Below are 16,520 nucleotides of genomic sequence, written 5' to 3' on the forward strand. Positions count from 1 at the left end.
CCATCACCGAAATCCCACAGGAGAGGTGTGTCGTTATCGGACGGCGCTAACGCCATCCAGCGTCGAAAACGACGTGTCCTTGGCCGTCAGCAGAAAATCGCGCATGTACGGTGCATCGAGCATGTCAGCCCGGATCGCCGCGTACAGCGTCGCAAACAATCCTTTCTCGCCCAATCGCTTGGCCTTCACGTAGCCCCGTGAGCTGTATTCATGCAGCGCCCAATGGGGCATGCCGCACACGCCGCGTCCGCTGGCCACCAGCTGCATCATCATCACCGTCAGTTCCGAGGTGCGGACCTGGGCCGGTTCGACGTCGGCGGGTTCCAGGAAACGGGTGAAGATGTCCAGTCGATCACGCTCCACCGGGTAGGTGATCAAGGTCTCGGTGAGCAAGTCTTCCGGGACGATGTACGCCTTGCTCGCCAATCGGTGCTGATTGGCCACGGCGAGCATCGCTTCATAGGTGAACAGCGGCACATAGGTAATGCCGACCAGGTCCACCGGATCGGACGTTACCACCAGGTCCAGATCGCCACGGGCCAAGGCCGGTAGCGGCGCGAAGGAGAACCCCGAGGCCAGGTCCAGTTCGACCTCCGGCCAGGCGTCGCGGAACTGGTCGATGGTCGGCATCAGCCACTGGAAGCAACTGTGGCATTCGATGGCCATGTGCAGGCGCCCGGCGGTGCCGCCAGCCAGACGACTGATGTCGCGTTCGGCGGCGCGCAGCAGCGGCAGGGTGGCGTCGGCCAGTTGCAGCAGACGCAAACCGGCACTGGTGAACCGCACCGGTTTGGTCTTGCGCACGAACAGCGGCATCCCCATGCGCTCCTCCAGTTCCTTGAACTGGTGGGACAGCGCCGACTGCGTCAGGTGCAGGCGGTCGGCCGCATCCACCAGGCTATCGGCTTCGCGCAAGGCGTGCAGGGTCTTCAGGTGACGGATTTCAAGCACCGTGGGGCTCCATGAGGAAAACTTGTGATCAACACGAAAAGGTTGAGTTTGTCTCATGTTGGCCTGTCTGTCGACAATAGCGCCATCTTTTACACAGGAGCACATTCGACATGGCCGTGGCACACACCCTGGGTTTTCCGCGCATCGGCGCCGACCGCGAACTGAAAAAAGCCCTTGAATCCTATTGGAAGGGCGACCTCGACCAGAGCGCACTGAAGAACGTCGGCCGCCAACTGCGCGCCACCCACTGGCAATGGCAGAAAGACGCCGGCATCGACTTGCTGCCGGTCGGCGACTTCGCCTGGTACGACCAGGTGTTGACCCATTCCCTGGCTTTCGGTGTGATCCCCGAGCGTTTCGACAGCACCCGTGACGAGCGCGGCCTGCCGACCCTCGACACCCTGTTCGCCATGGCCCGTGGCGCCACGACGAGCTGCTGCGGCGGCGAGCATGGCCAGGCGCAATACGCTCAGGAACTGACCAAGTGGTTCGACACCAACTACCACTACCTGGTCCCGGAATTCACGGCTGGGCAGCTGTTCAAGCTGAGCTGGGAACAGCTGTTCGATGAAGTCGAAGAAGCCAAGGCCCTCGGCCACAGCATCAAACCCGTCATCATCGGTCCGCTGACTTACCTGTGGCTGGGCAAGGCCAAAGGCAACGATTTCGACAAGCTCGACCTGCTGGAGCGCCTGCTGCCGATCTACGGCGAAATCCTCGGTCGCCTCGCCACCCAGGGCGTGGAATGGGTGCAGATCGATGAGCCGATCCTGACCCTCGATCTGCCGCAGGAGTGGAAAAACGCCTTCGAACGCGCGTATCACATCCTGCAGTACTCGCCGCTGAAAAAACTGGTGGCCACTTACTTCAGCGGCCTGCAAGACAACCTCGGCCTGGCCGTCGGCCTGCCGGTGCAAGGTTTGCACATCGACGCCGTGCGTGCGCCTGATCAACTGTTGCACGTGCTGGATCGCTTGCCGATCTACAAGATTCTCTCGGTCGGTCTGGTCAACGGTCGCAACGTCTGGCGCTGCGAGCTGGAGCCCGTGCTTGAACAACTGCGATTTGCCCAGGAGCGTTTTGGCGACAACCTGTGGGTCAGCAGTTCCTGCTCGCTGCTGCACAGCCCGGTGGACCTGGAACGCGAAGACAAGCTCGATCCCGAGCTGAAAAGCTGGCTGGCGTTCGCCGTACAGAAGTGCGGCGAAATCGCTGTGCTGCGTGATGCCCTCAACGATCCGCAAGCACCGAAAGTGCAGGCTGCCTTGGCCGAAAGTCGCGCCATCGTTGCCAGCCGTACGCAATCGCCGCGCATTCATAAAGCCGAGGTGCAGGCACGCATCGACGCCATCGAGGCAACCGACAGCCAACGCCAATCACCGTTCGCCAAACGCATCGAGCAACAGCGTGCACGCCTGAAACTGCCGGCGTTCCCGACCACCACCATCGGTTCGTTTCCGCAGACCGGTTCGATTCGCCTGGCGCGCCAGGCCTACAAGCAGGGCAAGCTGTCGGCCAACGATTACACCGACGCCATGCACCACGAAATCCGCCATGCCGTACAAGTCCAGGAACGCCTGGGTCTGGACGTGCTGGTGCACGGCGAAGCCGAGCGCAACGACATGGTCGAGTATTTCGCCGAGCAGCTTGATGGATATGCCTTTACCCGCTTTGGCTGGGTGCAAAGCTACGGCTCGCGTTGCGTGAAACCGGCGATCATTTATGGCGACCTGAGCCGTCCGAAAGCCATGACCGTCGACTGGATCACCTATGCCCAGAGCCAGACCGACAAGGTCATCAAAGGCATGCTCACCGGTCCCGTGACCATGTTGATGTGGTCGTTCCCCCGTGAAGACGTGTCGCGCAAGGTACAGGCGCAGCAGTTGGCGCTGGCCCTGCGTGACGAAGTGGTGGACCTGGAAGCCGCCGGCATCAAGATCGTGCAGATCGACGAAGCCGCGTTTCGCGAAGGCCTGCCGCTGCGCCGGGCGCAATGGCAGGAATACCTGGACTGGGCGGTGGAAGCGTTCCGCTTGAGCGCCAGCGGTGTGCGCGATGAAACCCAGATCCACACCAATATGTGCTACAGCGAATTCAATGACGTGATCGAAGCCATTGCGGCGATGGACGCCGATGTGATCACCATCGAAACCTCGCGCTCAGACATGGAGTTGCTGGAGGCGTTCAAGGCGTTCGATTACCCGAACGACATTGGTCCGGGCGTCTATGACAGTCACTCGCCACGGGTGCCGGACACGGCCGAGATGGTTAAATTGGTGAGCAAGGCCGTGCAGCGCATCCCGGCCGAACGCCTGTGGGTCAATCCCGATTGCGGATTGAAAACCCGGGCGTGGCCGGAGACTGAGGCGGCGTTGGTGAACATGGTCGCTGCGGCGCGACAGTTGCGCAGTCAGTTGGCCTAAAGTATTCGCGTCAAGGTCTGGGAAGCCCAAGCTGGATGCGGAATCTGTGGGAGCGGGCTTGCTCGCGAAGAGGGCGTATCAGTCGACAATGATGTTGACTGACACATCGCATTCGCGAGCAAGCCCGCTCCCACATGGATGGTGTGTTGCACCTGTCGGTATCAGAGATTTTCGAAATGTGGCAACGCGACCGACTTCTTACCAATATCGGCATAAGGCAGGTCGGCGTTGTCCGCGTGGGTCAAAAACCGATGTTCCGGCAGTTTCAAATGGGCCTTTTCGAATTCGCCGAACCGGGGGGCGGCTTTGGTGTAGTGGAAATGCGCGTACCACAGCAGGCGGGGGGGCTCGGTGGTCAAGTCCCACACTTCGTATTCCTGCATATGATCGATCCGGCCATCCTTTCGCTTGCCAAGGTTTTTCAGGGGGGCGGTTTTGCGGACGTCCACTGCGCCTTGCCTGACCAGGTCGTCCAGCATGCCGTCGGTGGGTCTTTTGCTGTTTAGCGATTGCCGGGTACGCAGTTGCCGGCCGGTGGTTTTCAGTTCGCTGGCCTTGTCCCGCAAGAGCGCAACCATCGGGTCGTGTGCAGCCAGGGCTTCGATGTCAACGGCGCGACGGGTCAGGTCATCGGCCTCGGTGACCATCATGTGTTCAAGGTCGACCGGCAGCATGTCTTGATTTGCATAGGACCGCACTTTTGTCAGATACGCCGGCTGGGCGTCCAGACGTTTTTGCGCATCGACCACTAGCGTCGCAAGGCTCATGGATGGAGGCGTCGATGCGGGGGATTGCGGATTCAAGAGCCGGAATTTTCCGTTGCCGGCCTGTTCCCAGACTTCCTCCTGTCCACCTTTACCGGTCATGACGTATTGATGCTTTTGCGTCGTCGCTTCCCGTCGTTCCTCGCCGATCAGAAACTGGTCATTTTCGGTAGTGAACACTTTTTTGTTCGATGCCCCGCTAGTCCTCACCGGAACAGGCGGATGTTCGCTTATGCCCTTGCGGGCCCGTTCGGTCATTTTTTCGAGTCCGGTCATCAGCGGCTCGATCGCGTCCATATGAAAGTGTTGCGGATAGCTGGCGGTCCAAACCCTCATTTCACGACGCATTTGCGTGTAGTTATCAACGCAGCCCTGGAGTATCTGGTTGCGTTGAGCCTTGGTGGCACTGACTTCCTGGAGACTGAATTGCAGGAAAAGCGAGCGGTCGACCAGACGTCTGATTGGTCCTGTCTGGCCCTGGAGATAGAACCAGGACAGATCGTTGCTGGTTTCGTAGCGTGTCATGAGCTCCAGCAAATGGCCCGTTTTCAGATAAAGGATGTTTGCTTCACTAAGCTGCCTGAGCAATGGTGCGACTTGCGGAGTCAACTCCGCTTTATAAGCACTTATGGCGATGCGCTGATACCAGAAGTTGAGCTCGCCCATGAGGGTATTGATCGTGTCCAACTCTTGCACCAGTTGCAACCGCACCTTCCTGATGTCCTCCAGCACCTTCAGACGCTCGGAAAGCGCTTTCGCAGATAGCGCATCCAGATCGACTGTCAGTGCATCGATACGGTCCATCAGCGGATGGGTTCGATGATTGGCGATAAACACCCGATGCTTGTACCTGTCCGTCAACAGCGCGGCGCTTGTGCTCTGGAAATCCAGATTCACCCGTCTTTTGTTGCCGTGGGTCAACGGCAGCAGTTCGGTCAGTGTGTGGTAATGTCGGCGTGCCAGGGCGATATCGGCGACACATGACAAGTCAGCAGCCAGAATCAGCGCCGTTCCGCGTTGATCGGCAGGTGTATTGTTGTAAGTGGTCAAAATCGTGTTGGTGCGTTGTAGTTGTGGTTCCATTCGCAAGGCGATGTCATCGGCGGCTACGGTCAAGGCATGATGGCGCCGAAAAGCGTGGTCGACCCACCAGCGAGGCAGCCGCTGGCGCAAGGCCTGTGGCCATAACGGCTCAAGTGTATCGGCCAGATGCCCGATCATGTTCCCACCGCCGAGCCCGCCGCCTTCGAACGTCGTGCCGTATACGCCGAAGTGGGTGTCCCAGTGGCCGGACTCATCCAGGGCGATGGGTTGTTTATAGGTTTTTCTCGAATTGCCGAATAAACGCCACTGGCGTGAGTCCTTTGCCAGTTCCACCTGAAAAATGCGCCCCTGGCGCACGATAAAATCGCCTTCGGCATGCCGGTAGACATTGCGGTAAATGCCATGGGTGGCCGGCTGCAGCCCGGACAACGAAATCGGTTGCTCATAGTCGTAGCCGGCGAAGCGCGCGGCGATATGCCGGGCCTCACGCAAGGTGGGTACTTGCAAGGCGGCGGCACTGGTGGCCAACCTGCGCAGCTGACGGGTGCGGGTCAGTGAGCGGGCTGCGCGGGACGGCGCAGAGACTGCCGCCTCTCCCGGAACAAGGTCCATGGCCGCATCGATCAAACACAGCAACACCGTTTTGAGTTCCGCCACCCCGTCGCCCACCTCGCCGCGCAGAAAGGCTGCGGCCGCCTGATTCGCGGCGCTCCAGGCATCGTAGAGGGCAATGGCGGTGCCGACAAAGGGCATCATTCCCAGGGCCATTTTGATGTAGTTGAATGCGCGCGGCCCCTCAAGGGCATACCGTTCCAGGTACAGCGCGGAGTTTGATCGAGAGGTGTCACGGTGGGCGGCAATCAAGCGGCCCATGTGCGCATCGAGCAGGTGAGCAGCCAACGACGTGGTGGCCGGCCAGGCCATGCCGACTTCGATCATGGCATCGAAGTTTTTCTGAACAGCCGTATTGATGCGCCTTTCATGGGCCCGCACATCACCGTGCAAAGCCCGGCCAGACAGGTAGTGGATCATTGAGTCCTGATGACACAGATTGAACAGTGCCTTGCGTGCCGTTTCCAGATTGTCGTATCGGCGCAGGAAGCGACCATCGGGGCTGTCGGGCAAGTACAGCAGGGTGGTCCCGCCAGTCTGTTCTTCGATGAAGGTCACCCCCGATAAGGTGGCCGGACCTTCGCCGGGTGTGTCTTTACCCCCCGCGCTGAGTCGGGCCGGCCGCAGGACGATGCGCTTGCTGTCGGCGTTCCACGCAGCCGGGGTGTCGGCTTCGGTGGCGATGCTCAGAATTTTCAGCTCGTCGTCGCTGATCTGTTTTTGCAGACGCGCACATTCGCCCTGCAACTTGAGCATCAGGCGCCAAGGCTCGATCAGGCTCTCCCGGCGATGCTCCCGGATAAACGGGTGTTCGGTGGCCGATCCCTTGAAAGTGTCGAGAATCAACTGCTCATAGGCTTGGGGCAAGTCCAGTTCCGGCAGGATTTTGCGCAAATAGGTCAGATTGATGCCGTTCGCCAGGCGCACACGGTCTTTGTCATCCGCCGCTGTGATCTGCAGGCGCATGAAGACCAATCGCTGGGATAGAGCGTTTTGTTGCATCGATTGAACGCTGTCGATGTTCATCTGGGCCAGGTCTTCGAGCGGCATCGTGCTACGTGTGGCACTGGGCACCATGACCGTTGTCGGCACCGGCGCGGCGGGTCCCGAGGAATGCTGTGTTTCCCAGGTGACAGAATTGGGTAGATCCACCTGTACGGTAAAATGCCCATTGAGAGAGAAGTCTTTGCGCAAACGGGCGTGCAAGTGTTTGCGGGTAAATTCGTCTCGCGGCTCCAGGGCAACCGTCATGAGTGCGTGGCTGCGTTGCATCGCGGGGGTGTACGCCTCGATCAACGCCTTGAGTTCGTTGCGATCAGCCGCGCTCATTTTGTCTAGCCATTGCGGCAGGCTAGAGGCGAGGGTGCTGCTGCGGTCTTGTTCCTGTAGATGGGCAAAGGCCAGGTTCCTGGCTGCGTGCACCGGAACTTGCAATGTAGCGAGGGCGCGTTTGCATAATGCTTCCAGCTGCTCGGCACGCTCCGCGGCATCGGCCGGTTCGGCGAGGCGTTGGCGGATAGCGGCCGCCTGATCTTCGAAATCGCTGGTCAGTTGGTCCAGCCCGTACCGAAGCGCATCGCCAGTGATTCTTGTCAACGTCAGGCCGGCGTTCGCATCAGCCTTGAACATGCCGTGCTCAAGCTCGCGGCGGTTGGCGAACCGTTGCAGGCCACCACCGCTGCCCGCCCAGTAAAGCAACAGGCTTTGCGAGGACTCGGCATCGGCGAGCGTATCGGCACGGGTGATGACGAATACGCCTTTGAGCTCCTCGGTGCTGACCGTGGCCTTGTCACCTTCTTGCCGGGTCATCGACAGCGTCAGGCTGGCAGCCACTGCGTCGGGGCCTGGATTGTCGGGCGTGTCCAGCACGGCCTTGAGCAGGTTGTACTCGTCGTTGCTCAGTTGTTTGAGGGCCATTTGCAGGGCCGCCTCGGCGTGCAAGCCCGCCTTGTGGGCGTCGAGCAGGGCGCTGAATTCGCGTTGGAACGTGGCCAGGTCCAGTGTGCGCGATCGACCCAGCAGGGCGGATGCGGCTTTTTCGGCCGCTTGTTCTGCGTCCTCCAACGCTTTGTCCGAGTCCTTGAACGGTTGCAGTCCGGCGCCATCGCCGACCTCTTGAATCAGTGTTTCAAGCGCATCGCGCTGTCGCTTCACCGCCGTCTGGCGCAATGACCAGGGGGTATCGGCATGCAGGCTGCCAAACACTGTCAGGTCATCTGTCGGGATATTGCTTTCGGTGGTTTCAAGTCTCGGCGGCGCTGCGAACAGGTTAATGTTGCCGCGCTGCCGATCAAGTTGGTCGGCCTGGTCGAGGGATTGCGCCCCGTGTTCAGCCATGCCGGTCTTACCGCGTGTTCCATTGCGTAAAGCGGTGACCTGAGCCTGTTGACGAGTGGCTAGCAAATCGCCTGCACCCACGGACATTGGATCGGTTTGCGCGGTGTACTCAAAACGCAGGTTTTGCGCGGAAAGTCCGGCGGGGACCAGGCCTTGTCGCGACAGCCAGTCTTCCAGGTCGCTGCGCTGCTTGAACAGCTGGATGGCCACGGGCCGGCTGGGCAGATACAACCATTGGCGGCTCTTGGTCGCATCGCCTGTGGTGATGACCCATGCGCCGGTCAGCTTGATTTTGCTGCTGTTGTTCAATACCAGGGCCAGTTGCTCGGTATGAATGGGTTGGCCATCCAGTGTCAGCACCTGGGCGGGCGGGTCAATGATCAGTTGCAACGGTTTGAGTTCATCCACAGTCAGCTTGTGCTGAGCGAAGGCCAGCTCGACGGCCGCTTCGAAATGATTGCGGTAAAGCTGTATGGCGTGCTGTTGTCGCGACAACGCAGTTCCGGGCGAGCGCGCATCCCAGAATGCTCGCCAGCGTTCAGCGTGTGATCGTTCCGGATCGAGCGCCTTGAGTCGTTCGAGTATTTGCAACGGGGTCAGGGCCGACAGAGCATGACCCGGCTTCAGGCCGCTCACTCGACAGCGCTCATCCAGCGTCGTTTCCAGTGTCGGGTGCTGCCGGATAAAGGCGCAGGCGTCGGTAAAGCAGACGAAGCGCTGCGGATGCTGATCCGTGGCGGTGAACAGCAAACCGGTTTGTTGGCCGTCCAGGTCCAGTTCCTGTGCAAGCAATTGATCAAAGGTGTCGCGTAGTCCAGGGCTGCTGGCAACCAGGTCGCGCCAGCCCTGGCTGCTTTCGCGCCAGCGAGCCGAAGCGCTCGAGAACAGGCTTTCGTCGAGGGGCGGCGGCAACCTGGAAGGGGCGGGGAAGACAATCGACGTCGGGTTAGGGACGTCGGGAAATAGTTTTTCGGCCATGGCCAGACAATCTCCGTGCTGAAGCGGCGGGTCCGCTCCTTGTACGGGCCATTTAAAGAAATCCCTGACCGGCATTGGCACTACATAGTTACCGCACCGACCGCTCGGCACTCTTCATCAAACTGTCATGGAACTGTGGCAGCGCGATTGAACAAACATCATCAGACTCGCGCTCTACTGGGGTTCTGCGTTTTGGTGTTTTGTCATGCGTGCTTTGTTTTTATCGACGTCCATTTTTCTGTCCGCATTGTTCAGCCTGCCATCCATGGCGGCGTCTCGTTGTGATGTGAATGTTCCGACCGAACGGGTGGATCTGGCGCAGGTGAGCCTGGCGTACCAGAGCATCGGCCGTGCCTCGGACCCGGCATTGCTGCTGGTGATGGGGCTGGGCGGGCAGTTGATCCATTGGCCGGACGAGGTTGTGGTCGCCCTGTGTCAGCAAGGCTTTCGAGTGATTCGCTACGACAATCGCGATGCAGGGCTGTCGACCTGGCGGCAAGCACCGGTGGAGGCCAACCTGACCTTCGAGGTGTTGCGCTACAAGTTGGGGCTGCCCGTGTCGGCACCGTATTCGCTGACCGACATGGCGGACGACGGCCTGGGTTTGATGGATGCGTTGCACATCGGGCAATTCCACGTGCTGGGCGCGAGTATGGGCGGGATGATCGCCCAGCACATGGCAGCCATGGCGCCACAGCGGGTCGAGAGCCTGACGCTGATCATGAGCACTTCCGGGGCCGAAGGCTTGCCCGCGCCGAACGCGGCGCTGGTGCAATTGCTCGCCCGCCGTGGCGCGCCGAATCGCGAGGTGGCGCTGGAGCAACAGGCCGACCTGCTTGCCGCGCTGGGCAGCCCGACGGTGAGCGATGATCGGCAGGCGCTGTTGCATCAGGCGGCACTGTCCTATGACCGGGCCTTCAATCCCGAAGGTGTGAAGCGGCAGATCATGGCGATCCTGGCCGAGCCCAGCCGGGTGGCGTTGCTCAATCAATTGCGGGTGCCGGCACTGGTGGTGCATGGCACGGCCGATCCGCTGTTGCCGGTGATGCATGGCGTGCATCTGGCGGCACATATCCGGGGCAGTCAGTTGAAGTTGATTCCGGGTTTGGCCCACCGTTTTCAGGAAGCGTTCAAGGCGCCATTGCTGGCGGCGGTATTGCCGTATTTGCGCGAGCATCGGGAGGACACTTCGCATTGGGCGCAGATCGAGCCGATGGCGGAACATAACCTCCTCTAACCCCTGAATCCCACATGGATCTACTGCCAGCCAAGGATTGTCGGGTGTATCGTTCGATTTTTTCCGGGCCCGCGAGGTGTGCAATGAGTTCCCCCTTGAAAATCGATTTCGTCAGCGACGTGTCATGCCCCTGGTGCGTCGTCGGCCTGTACGGCCTGACCCGGGCCTTGGAGATACTGCACGATGAAGTCCGCGCCGAGATCCGTTTCCAGCCATTCGAACTGAACCCGAAGATGGGACCCGACGGGCAGAACATCACCGAGCACATCACCGAGAAGTACGGCTCGACACCGGAGCAGTCGCAAAAGAATCGCGAGATGATTCGCGCACGAGGCGCCGAGGTCGGCTTTGCGTTTCGTACCGATGGCAACAGTCGCATCTACAACACCTTCGATGCCCACCGCTTGTTGCACTGGGCGGGTCTGGAAGGGCGGCAACTGCAATTGAAGGAAGCGTTGTTCAAGGCGTATTTCACCGATGGCGGCAACCCGTCCGACCCCGCCCAACTGGCGCAGATCGCTGAAAGCGTCGGTCTGGATCGGCAGCGGGCCGAGTCGATTCTGGCGTCGGATGAATTTGCCGAGCAGGTCCGCCAGGAGGAACAACTGTGGCTATCGCGCGGGGTCAGTTCGGTACCGACCGTGGTTTTCAACGGCCAGTACGCGGTCACGGGCGGACAGCCGGTGGAAGCTTTTGTCGGGGCGATTCGCCAGATCATGAGTGAGTCGAAGGGCGGAACCGTGAGCTGAAAACTAATGATGTCAAAAAGGAGTCAATATGCCACTATTGTTTTGACCGTTGCTGCCGATACGGGCAGTGATGATTTCAAACCATAGGGACATGATCCATGACTTTCCGCGCTCTACGCACCTGGGCAGTGCTGACTCTGTTGGCCTGTCTGACCCTCACCGGCTGTGCCCACGTTCAACCTCCCGTACCACTGGACAAGCAGTTCTGGGATGCCAGGGAGCCGACCATCGGCGTGGCGATCACGGTGGTGCCACCACCGGTGCTGGCCTTGACCGGCAACCAGGGGCTGCTCGATTACGCCATCAACAAGGGCGTCAACAGCAAACTCAGTGACAACGTCGAACAATGGCAAGTACGCGACCTCACCACCTTGCCCGACGTGATCGTCGCCAAGTTGCAGGCCAAGGGTTACAAGGTCAAACGCATCGATGAACCGGTCGATCTGAAGGTCTACAAGGAAACGTCGTTCCGCGAAGGCTACATGACCCGCGACCTGACGCCGGTCAAGGCGACCCATGGCGTCGACCGTCTGCTGTTGGTGAATGTGTACGCCACCGGGGCCACGCGCAGCTACTACGGGTTCGTTCCGACCAGCGTGCCGATGGCGCAGGTGGGTGGGCAGGGCATGGTGGTCGACCTGGCGGATAACAAATTGTTGTGGTTCAAACCTTTTGTCGTGACGCAAGCCGCTCAGGGCGAATGGGACGAGCCGACCTACACCAACCTGTCCAATGCGTTCTATCAGGCTGTGGATAACAGCCGTCAGCAAATGATCACCCCGTTCGCCCAATGAAGCGTCCACTCGCAGTGGCCGGCGCGCTGGCCCTGCTGATGCTGGTGGGCTGCGCGCAGAAACCGGCTCCCGAGGCCGGTTTCCAAGACCAGAGCGCCTTGCCCTACGTTCAGGCCCACGGGCTCAAGGTCGACGTGCAGTTGCCGCAGGCGTTTGTCGGCGCCAGCACGGTGATCGACTCCGAGGCGGCCCTGAAGGCGGCATCGTCCAGCCACAACCTGATAGCGAGCTCGGGCAATACCGCCGGGCTTGCCGGAATCTTGCTGGCCAGTCTGATCAACACCCAGATGGGCAGCGGCACTCTGCAGCGCGATGCGGAAAAAGCCGCGCTCAAAGAGTCGCGACCGATGGCTGATCTGCTCGCCGGTGTGCCGCTGCAGGAACGTTTGCAACAACGCTTTCAGCAGGCTTCGAAAACGGCCGGACTCAAGCAGGGCGAGGGCCGGGTTACCGCGCGTTTGCTGATCGAGCCCAAACTGATGCTGACTCCGGATCGCGGCAGTTTTATCCTGGTCAATCAGGTGCAGGTTCAGGACATCGCCGGTTCAGCGCTGTACCGCATGCGGATCGAGGTGGCCAGCCAGCCGGTTCGTCGCTGCGGCAAACAGTGCATCGACGACGGCAGGCTTGAACTGGCGACTGTCACCGCCGTACTCGATGAATGCATCGATGAGTCCATGCGGGTATTGGCCACCGATCTGATGCAACCGCCGCCCCCTGCGGCGGCTCAGGAAACCTTGCGTTATGTGCTGGATGGCCAGCGGGTGGTCGAACGCGGATATCAATTGGCCAACAACGGTACTTACTGGCGCTATCGCAACCTCTACGGAGCGGTGAAGTCGGTGCCGGTGCCGTTTGAAGATGCGTTGACCCAGGCGCAGTTGCAGCAGGTTTACGCGCACTGAAACGATGGAACCTGTGGGAGCGAGCCTGCTCGCGAAGAGGGCGTGTCAGTTGGCATTAATGTTGGCTGACACTCCGCTTTCGTCGGAACGCCGCCCGGAGCCGGCTCGTTCCCACAGGAGATTGGTGGTGTTCAGGCGTGCAAACGCACCCATACGCAGACCAACACCGTCGCCGCCATCAACCACGCCACTGCCGCCACTGCCAAGGACGCCTCCAGGCGCATCCGGTCGACCATCAGGTACAAGGTCGCCAGGTAGATGAAGTACGGAATGATCGACCACATGCCAAACACGATGGTGGTTTTCAGGTCGTCAATCGAACGGCCCTTGCCGACGATGTAATGAGCAATCAGCGCAAAGGTCGGAAACAGTGGCACCAGCCCGGCGATGTAATAGTTTCTGGTCTTGGCCAGGGCGGCGAGGATCACCACCACCGCTGCACCCAGGGTTGCTTTGAGAATCAGATCCATCAGTGGCTCAGTCCGTACTTCTTCACTTTGTCGAACAGCGTGGTCTTGGCCATGCCCAATTCCTGGCTGGCCTGGGTCAGGTTGCCGCCACTGCGCTGCAAGGCATCGCTCAGCAGGTTGCGTTCGAAGGCTTCCACCGCTTCGGCGAAAGCCAGGCCTTGGGCGCTGCCGCCTGCACCGGACTTCTTGAACGCCGGCAGGCCGAGGGCAAAGCGTTCGGCGACGTTGCGCAGCTCGCGCACGTTGCCCGGCCAGTCGTGACTCATCAGGTTCGACAGGGTCTGGTTATCCAGTTCCGGCGCGATGCGGTCGAAGCGCAGGGACGACTGCTGCAAAAAGTATTCAAACAGTTGCAGGATGTCCTCGCGGCGTTCGCGCAGCGGCGGCAGTTCCAGGGTGACCACGTTGAGGCGGTAATACAGGTCGCTGCGGAACTCGCCGGCCTTGCTCGATTCGTCCAGATCGGACTTGGTTGCGGCGATCACCCGGCAATCCACCGCCACGCTCTGGTTCGAGCCGAGGCGTTCAAGGGTGCGTTCCTGCAACACCCGCAGCAGTTTGATTTGCAGGGGCAGGGGCATGCTTTCCACTTCATCGAGAAACAGCGTGCCGCCATCGGCATGCTCGATCTTGCCGATCCGTCGTTTGCCGGCACCAGTGAATGCGTTGGCCTCATGACCGAAGATTTCGCTCTCGAAAAGGTTCTCCGGCAGGCCGCCGCAGTTCAACGCCACGAATTGCCGGGTTTGGCGGCGACTGAAGTCGTGCAGGCAGCGCGCGACCAACTCCTTGCCGGTCCCGGTTTCGCCTTCGATCAGCACGTTGGCCGAGGTGTCGGCGACGTTGGCAATCAGTTCGCGCAGGTTCTGCATGGCCGGCGAACGGCCGATGATCCGGCCTTCGAGGGAGTCCCGCTCCGCCAGTTGCCGGCGCAATGACGAGACTTCACGCGCCAGGCTGCGTTGCTCCAGCGCGCGGCGAGCCACATCCACCAGACGCTCCGGGGAGAAGGGTTTTTCCATGAAGTCGTAGGCACCTTTCTGCATCGCGCCCACGGCCATGGAAATGTCGCCGTGCCCGGTAATCAGCACCACCGGCAGGCTGCGATCACGGGCCTTGAGCCGGGTCAGCAATTCAAGGCCATCGATGCCTGGCAGGCGGATGTCGCTGATGACGATGCCGGCAAAGTTGTCACCGACGCGCTCCAGGGCCTCTTCGGCACTGCCAACGCCGATGCAGGGAATGTCTTCCAGGGTCAGGGCCTGCTGGCAGCCGAGCAGCACATGGGGGTCGTCTTCGACGATCAATACACTAAGGTCGTTGTTCATATTGGCTCGGCGGGAGTGAGGCTTACCAACGGTAAACTGAGGACGAATGTGGTACCACCGCTGGCCGGGTGCTCGACACCCAGGTGACCGCCGGTAGCGGCGGCCAGGCTCGCGGACAGGGTCAGGCCAAGGCCCAGGCCCTGTTCGCCGGGTTTGGTGGTGAAGAAGGGCTCGAACAGGTGCTTGCGCGCTTCGGCGTCGATGCCGTGGCCGTTGTCACGTACCCGCAGGCGATATTTGCCATCGGCGACTTCACCTTCGAGCCACAACTGCGGCTGCGGTTGCGCCTGCATGGCATCCAGGGCATTACCGATCAGATTGACGAGAATTTGCTCCAGGCGAGTCTGGTCGATCTGTACCTGCACATCATCGAAGTGGCGGTGCATTTGCAAAGGGACGTTTTCCATCCGGGCCCCCAGCAACTGTAAGGCCGCGTCGACACCTTTGCCGAGGCAGGCCTGGCCCTTGTCATCACCACGGCGGGCGAACGAGCGCAGGCTGGCGGTGATGCGGCCCATGCGATCGATCAATTCGTTGATGGTCTTGAGGTTGGTGCTGGCCACGTCCAGTTGACCGCGCTCGAGAAAGCGCACGGTATTGCCGGACAGGGTACGCAGCGCCGCCAGCGGCTGGTTCAGTTCGTGGGCAATGCTGGTGGACATCTGGCCGATCGCCGCGAGTTTTCCGGCCTGCACCAGTTCATCCTGAGCACGACGCAAGGTCTCTTCAGCGTGACGCCGTTCGCGTATCTGGCCTTTAAGGCGTTCGTTGCTGGCGCGCAGGTCGACGGTGCGTTCGGTAATCCGACGCTCCAGTTGATTGTTGGCTTCCTGCAACGCTTCCCGGGCGGCGAGGCGGGTCGCGATCACCTTGCGTCGTTCGTTCCAGGCAATCAGCAGGAACGCCACGAGCGCGAAAGCCACCGCCACCAGAATCCCCTGATTGATCGCTTCGCGGCGCAAATCCTGCAGCGGCGTGAGCAGGGTGAAATTCCACGGTGTATCGCTCAAATTGCGGGTTTGCGACAGATAACTGATGTTTTCTTCGTCGGAAACCAGTTCGCTGTTGGCCGGAAAGGTCAGTTTTTCCACGCCTTCGGACAGGGTTTCCCGGGCCAGCGGTTGCAGCTCGTTGAGTGGGAACCAGTAGTACTGAAGACTGCGAGCGAGTTTTTCCTTGGTCTCGTCGCTCAGGGGAATCACGGATTTCAAGCGCCGCGCCGGATCACTGGACAGAATGATGATGCCATTCTCGTCACTGACGAAGGCTTCCAGGCGCGCCCGTTGCCAGCGTTCTTCCATGGCCTCCAGGCGCACTTTGACCACCGCGACGCCGATGATCTTGCCGTGTTCTTCCAGGCCATGGGCCAGGTAGTAACCGGGTTCGCCGCTGGTACTGCCGATGCCGTAGAAGCGACCTGGCTGACCGCGCACGGCATTCTGGAAGTAGGCGCGGAAGGACAGGTCTTCACCCAGGTAACTGTCGACATCGCGCCAGTTACTGGTGGCCATGACGCGACCGGTGGTGTCCATCACATAGATTGCCCGACTGCGGCTGCGCCGGTTCAGGCCTTCGAGGTAATCATTGACCGTTTGCCGGTGTTCCGGGGTCGGGTCGGCCAGCAGCTTCGACACACTGGTTTCGAGTTCCAGCAAGCTGGGCAGGTAGGTGTATTTGCTGATTTCGCTTTCGACGGCGCGGGCGTGAAGTTCCAGCTGGCGCTGGCCGCTTTCACTCAGGCTGCGGACGCCATAGTGTTCACTGACCCAGAAGCCGGCATAACCCAGTCCGATCATCAGCGCGATGATCAGCGGCGGCAGGAACAGATGGCGAATCAGACGGGGTTTCACGGCGAGTGATGGCGACGCGGCGCGATAGAGAGTGGGGTCGCATTTCATCACAGATGCCTTGGGTCAAACCACAACACT

Annotated in this window: 10 protein-coding genes; 5 read left to right on the forward strand and 5 right to left on the reverse strand. The window is 60.5% G+C overall.

The annotated features are described in order from the left end of the window. Nucleotides 1–33: 33 nt before the first annotated feature. On the reverse strand, nucleotides 34–951 hold the full coding sequence (metR, locus tag AC07ZE_RS06025) for a transcriptional regulator MetR (protein ID WP_095197155.1): 918 nt from the start codon (nucleotides 949–951) through the stop codon (nucleotides 34–36). Nucleotides 952–1,061: 110 nt separating this feature from the next. Here metR and metE point away from each other — a divergent pair, with 110 nt between their 5' ends. Further along, entirely contained in the window at nucleotides 1,062–3,374 is a 2,313-nt protein-coding gene (gene metE / locus AC07ZE_RS06030) for a 5-methyltetrahydropteroyltriglutamate--homocysteine S-methyltransferase (protein ID WP_207262351.1), read from the forward strand. Between the two features lie 161 nt (nucleotides 3,375–3,535). On the opposite strand, the gene AC07ZE_RS06035 is transcribed toward metE, so the two are convergent. Further along, nucleotides 3,536–9,109, reverse strand: coding sequence for a dermonecrotic toxin domain-containing protein (locus AC07ZE_RS06035; protein ID WP_207262353.1), 5,574 nt, complete (start codon nucleotides 9,107–9,109; stop codon nucleotides 3,536–3,538). 205 nt (nucleotides 9,110–9,314) lie between these two features. On the opposite strand from AC07ZE_RS06035, the gene AC07ZE_RS06040 reads away from it, so the two are divergent. From AC07ZE_RS06040 to AC07ZE_RS06055, 4 genes are all read left to right on the forward strand, one after another. Then, nucleotides 9,315–10,346 carry an alpha/beta fold hydrolase gene (locus tag AC07ZE_RS06040; protein ID WP_207262354.1) on the forward strand — a complete coding sequence of 344 codons (1,032 nt, stop codon included), beginning with the start codon at nucleotides 9,315–9,317 and terminating at the stop codon, nucleotides 10,344–10,346. Nucleotides 10,347–10,429: 83 nt separating this feature from the next. Next, nucleotides 10,430–11,095, forward strand: a complete 666-nt coding sequence (locus AC07ZE_RS06045) for a DsbA family oxidoreductase (protein WP_207262356.1) — start codon at nucleotides 10,430–10,432, stop codon at nucleotides 11,093–11,095. Nucleotides 11,096–11,193: 98 nt separating this feature from the next. Beyond that, entirely contained in the window at nucleotides 11,194–11,889 is a 696-nt protein-coding gene (locus AC07ZE_RS06050; RefSeq protein WP_207262358.1) for a hypothetical protein, read from the forward strand. Then, nucleotides 11,886–12,794, forward strand: a complete 909-nt coding sequence (locus AC07ZE_RS06055) for a hypothetical protein (RefSeq protein WP_207262360.1) — start codon at nucleotides 11,886–11,888, stop codon at nucleotides 12,792–12,794. The genes AC07ZE_RS06050 and AC07ZE_RS06055 overlap by 4 nt, the downstream gene beginning before the upstream one ends. A 131-nt stretch (nucleotides 12,795–12,925) precedes the next feature. Here the strand turns inward: AC07ZE_RS06055 and AC07ZE_RS06060 are convergent, their stop codons facing one another. Genes AC07ZE_RS06060 through aauS form a run of 3 tightly spaced genes read right to left on the reverse strand, consistent with a single transcriptional unit; the run spans nucleotide 12,926 to nucleotide 16,490 of the window. Further along, entirely contained in the window at nucleotides 12,926–13,255 is a 330-nt protein-coding gene (locus tag AC07ZE_RS06060) for a GlpM family protein (protein WP_207267767.1), read from the reverse strand. Between the two features lie 8 nt (nucleotides 13,256–13,263). After that, complete coding sequence (gene aauR, locus AC07ZE_RS06065) at nucleotides 13,264–14,592, reverse strand: two-component response regulator AauR (RefSeq protein ID WP_207262362.1); 1,329 nt, start codon at nucleotides 14,590–14,592, stop codon at nucleotides 13,264–13,266. Continuing rightward, entirely contained in the window at nucleotides 14,589–16,490 is a 1,902-nt protein-coding gene (aauS, locus tag AC07ZE_RS06070; protein ID WP_207262364.1) for a two-component sensor histidine kinase AauS, read from the reverse strand. The genes aauR and aauS overlap by 4 nt, the downstream gene beginning before the upstream one ends. Nucleotides 16,491–16,520: the final 30 nt, after the last annotated feature.

The organism is Pseudomonas sp. GW101-3H06, from assembly GCF_059424605.1.

Excerpts from the sequence above, each read along its gene's own strand:
- metE (WP_207262351.1), top strand. The coding sequence starts at position 1,062 with ATGGCCGTGGCACACACCCTGGGTTTTCCGCGCATCGGCGCCGACCGC.
- AC07ZE_RS06035 (WP_207262353.1), bottom strand. The coding sequence starts at position 9,109 with ATGGCCGAAAAACTATTTCCCGACGTCCCTAACCCGACGTCGATTGTC.
- AC07ZE_RS06040 (WP_207262354.1), top strand. The coding sequence starts at position 9,315 with ATGCGTGCTTTGTTTTTATCGACGTCCATTTTTCTGTCCGCATTGTTC.
- AC07ZE_RS06045 (WP_207262356.1), top strand. The coding sequence starts at position 10,430 with ATGAGTTCCCCCTTGAAAATCGATTTCGTCAGCGACGTGTCATGCCCC.
- AC07ZE_RS06050 (WP_207262358.1), top strand. The coding sequence starts at position 11,194 with ATGACTTTCCGCGCTCTACGCACCTGGGCAGTGCTGACTCTGTTGGCC.
- AC07ZE_RS06055 (WP_207262360.1), top strand. The coding sequence starts at position 11,886 with ATGAAGCGTCCACTCGCAGTGGCCGGCGCGCTGGCCCTGCTGATGCTG.
- aauR (WP_207262362.1), bottom strand. The coding sequence starts at position 14,592 with ATGAACAACGACCTTAGTGTATTGATCGTCGAAGACGACCCCCATGTG.
- aauS (WP_207262364.1), bottom strand. The coding sequence starts at position 16,490 with ATGAAATGCGACCCCACTCTCTATCGCGCCGCGTCGCCATCACTCGCC.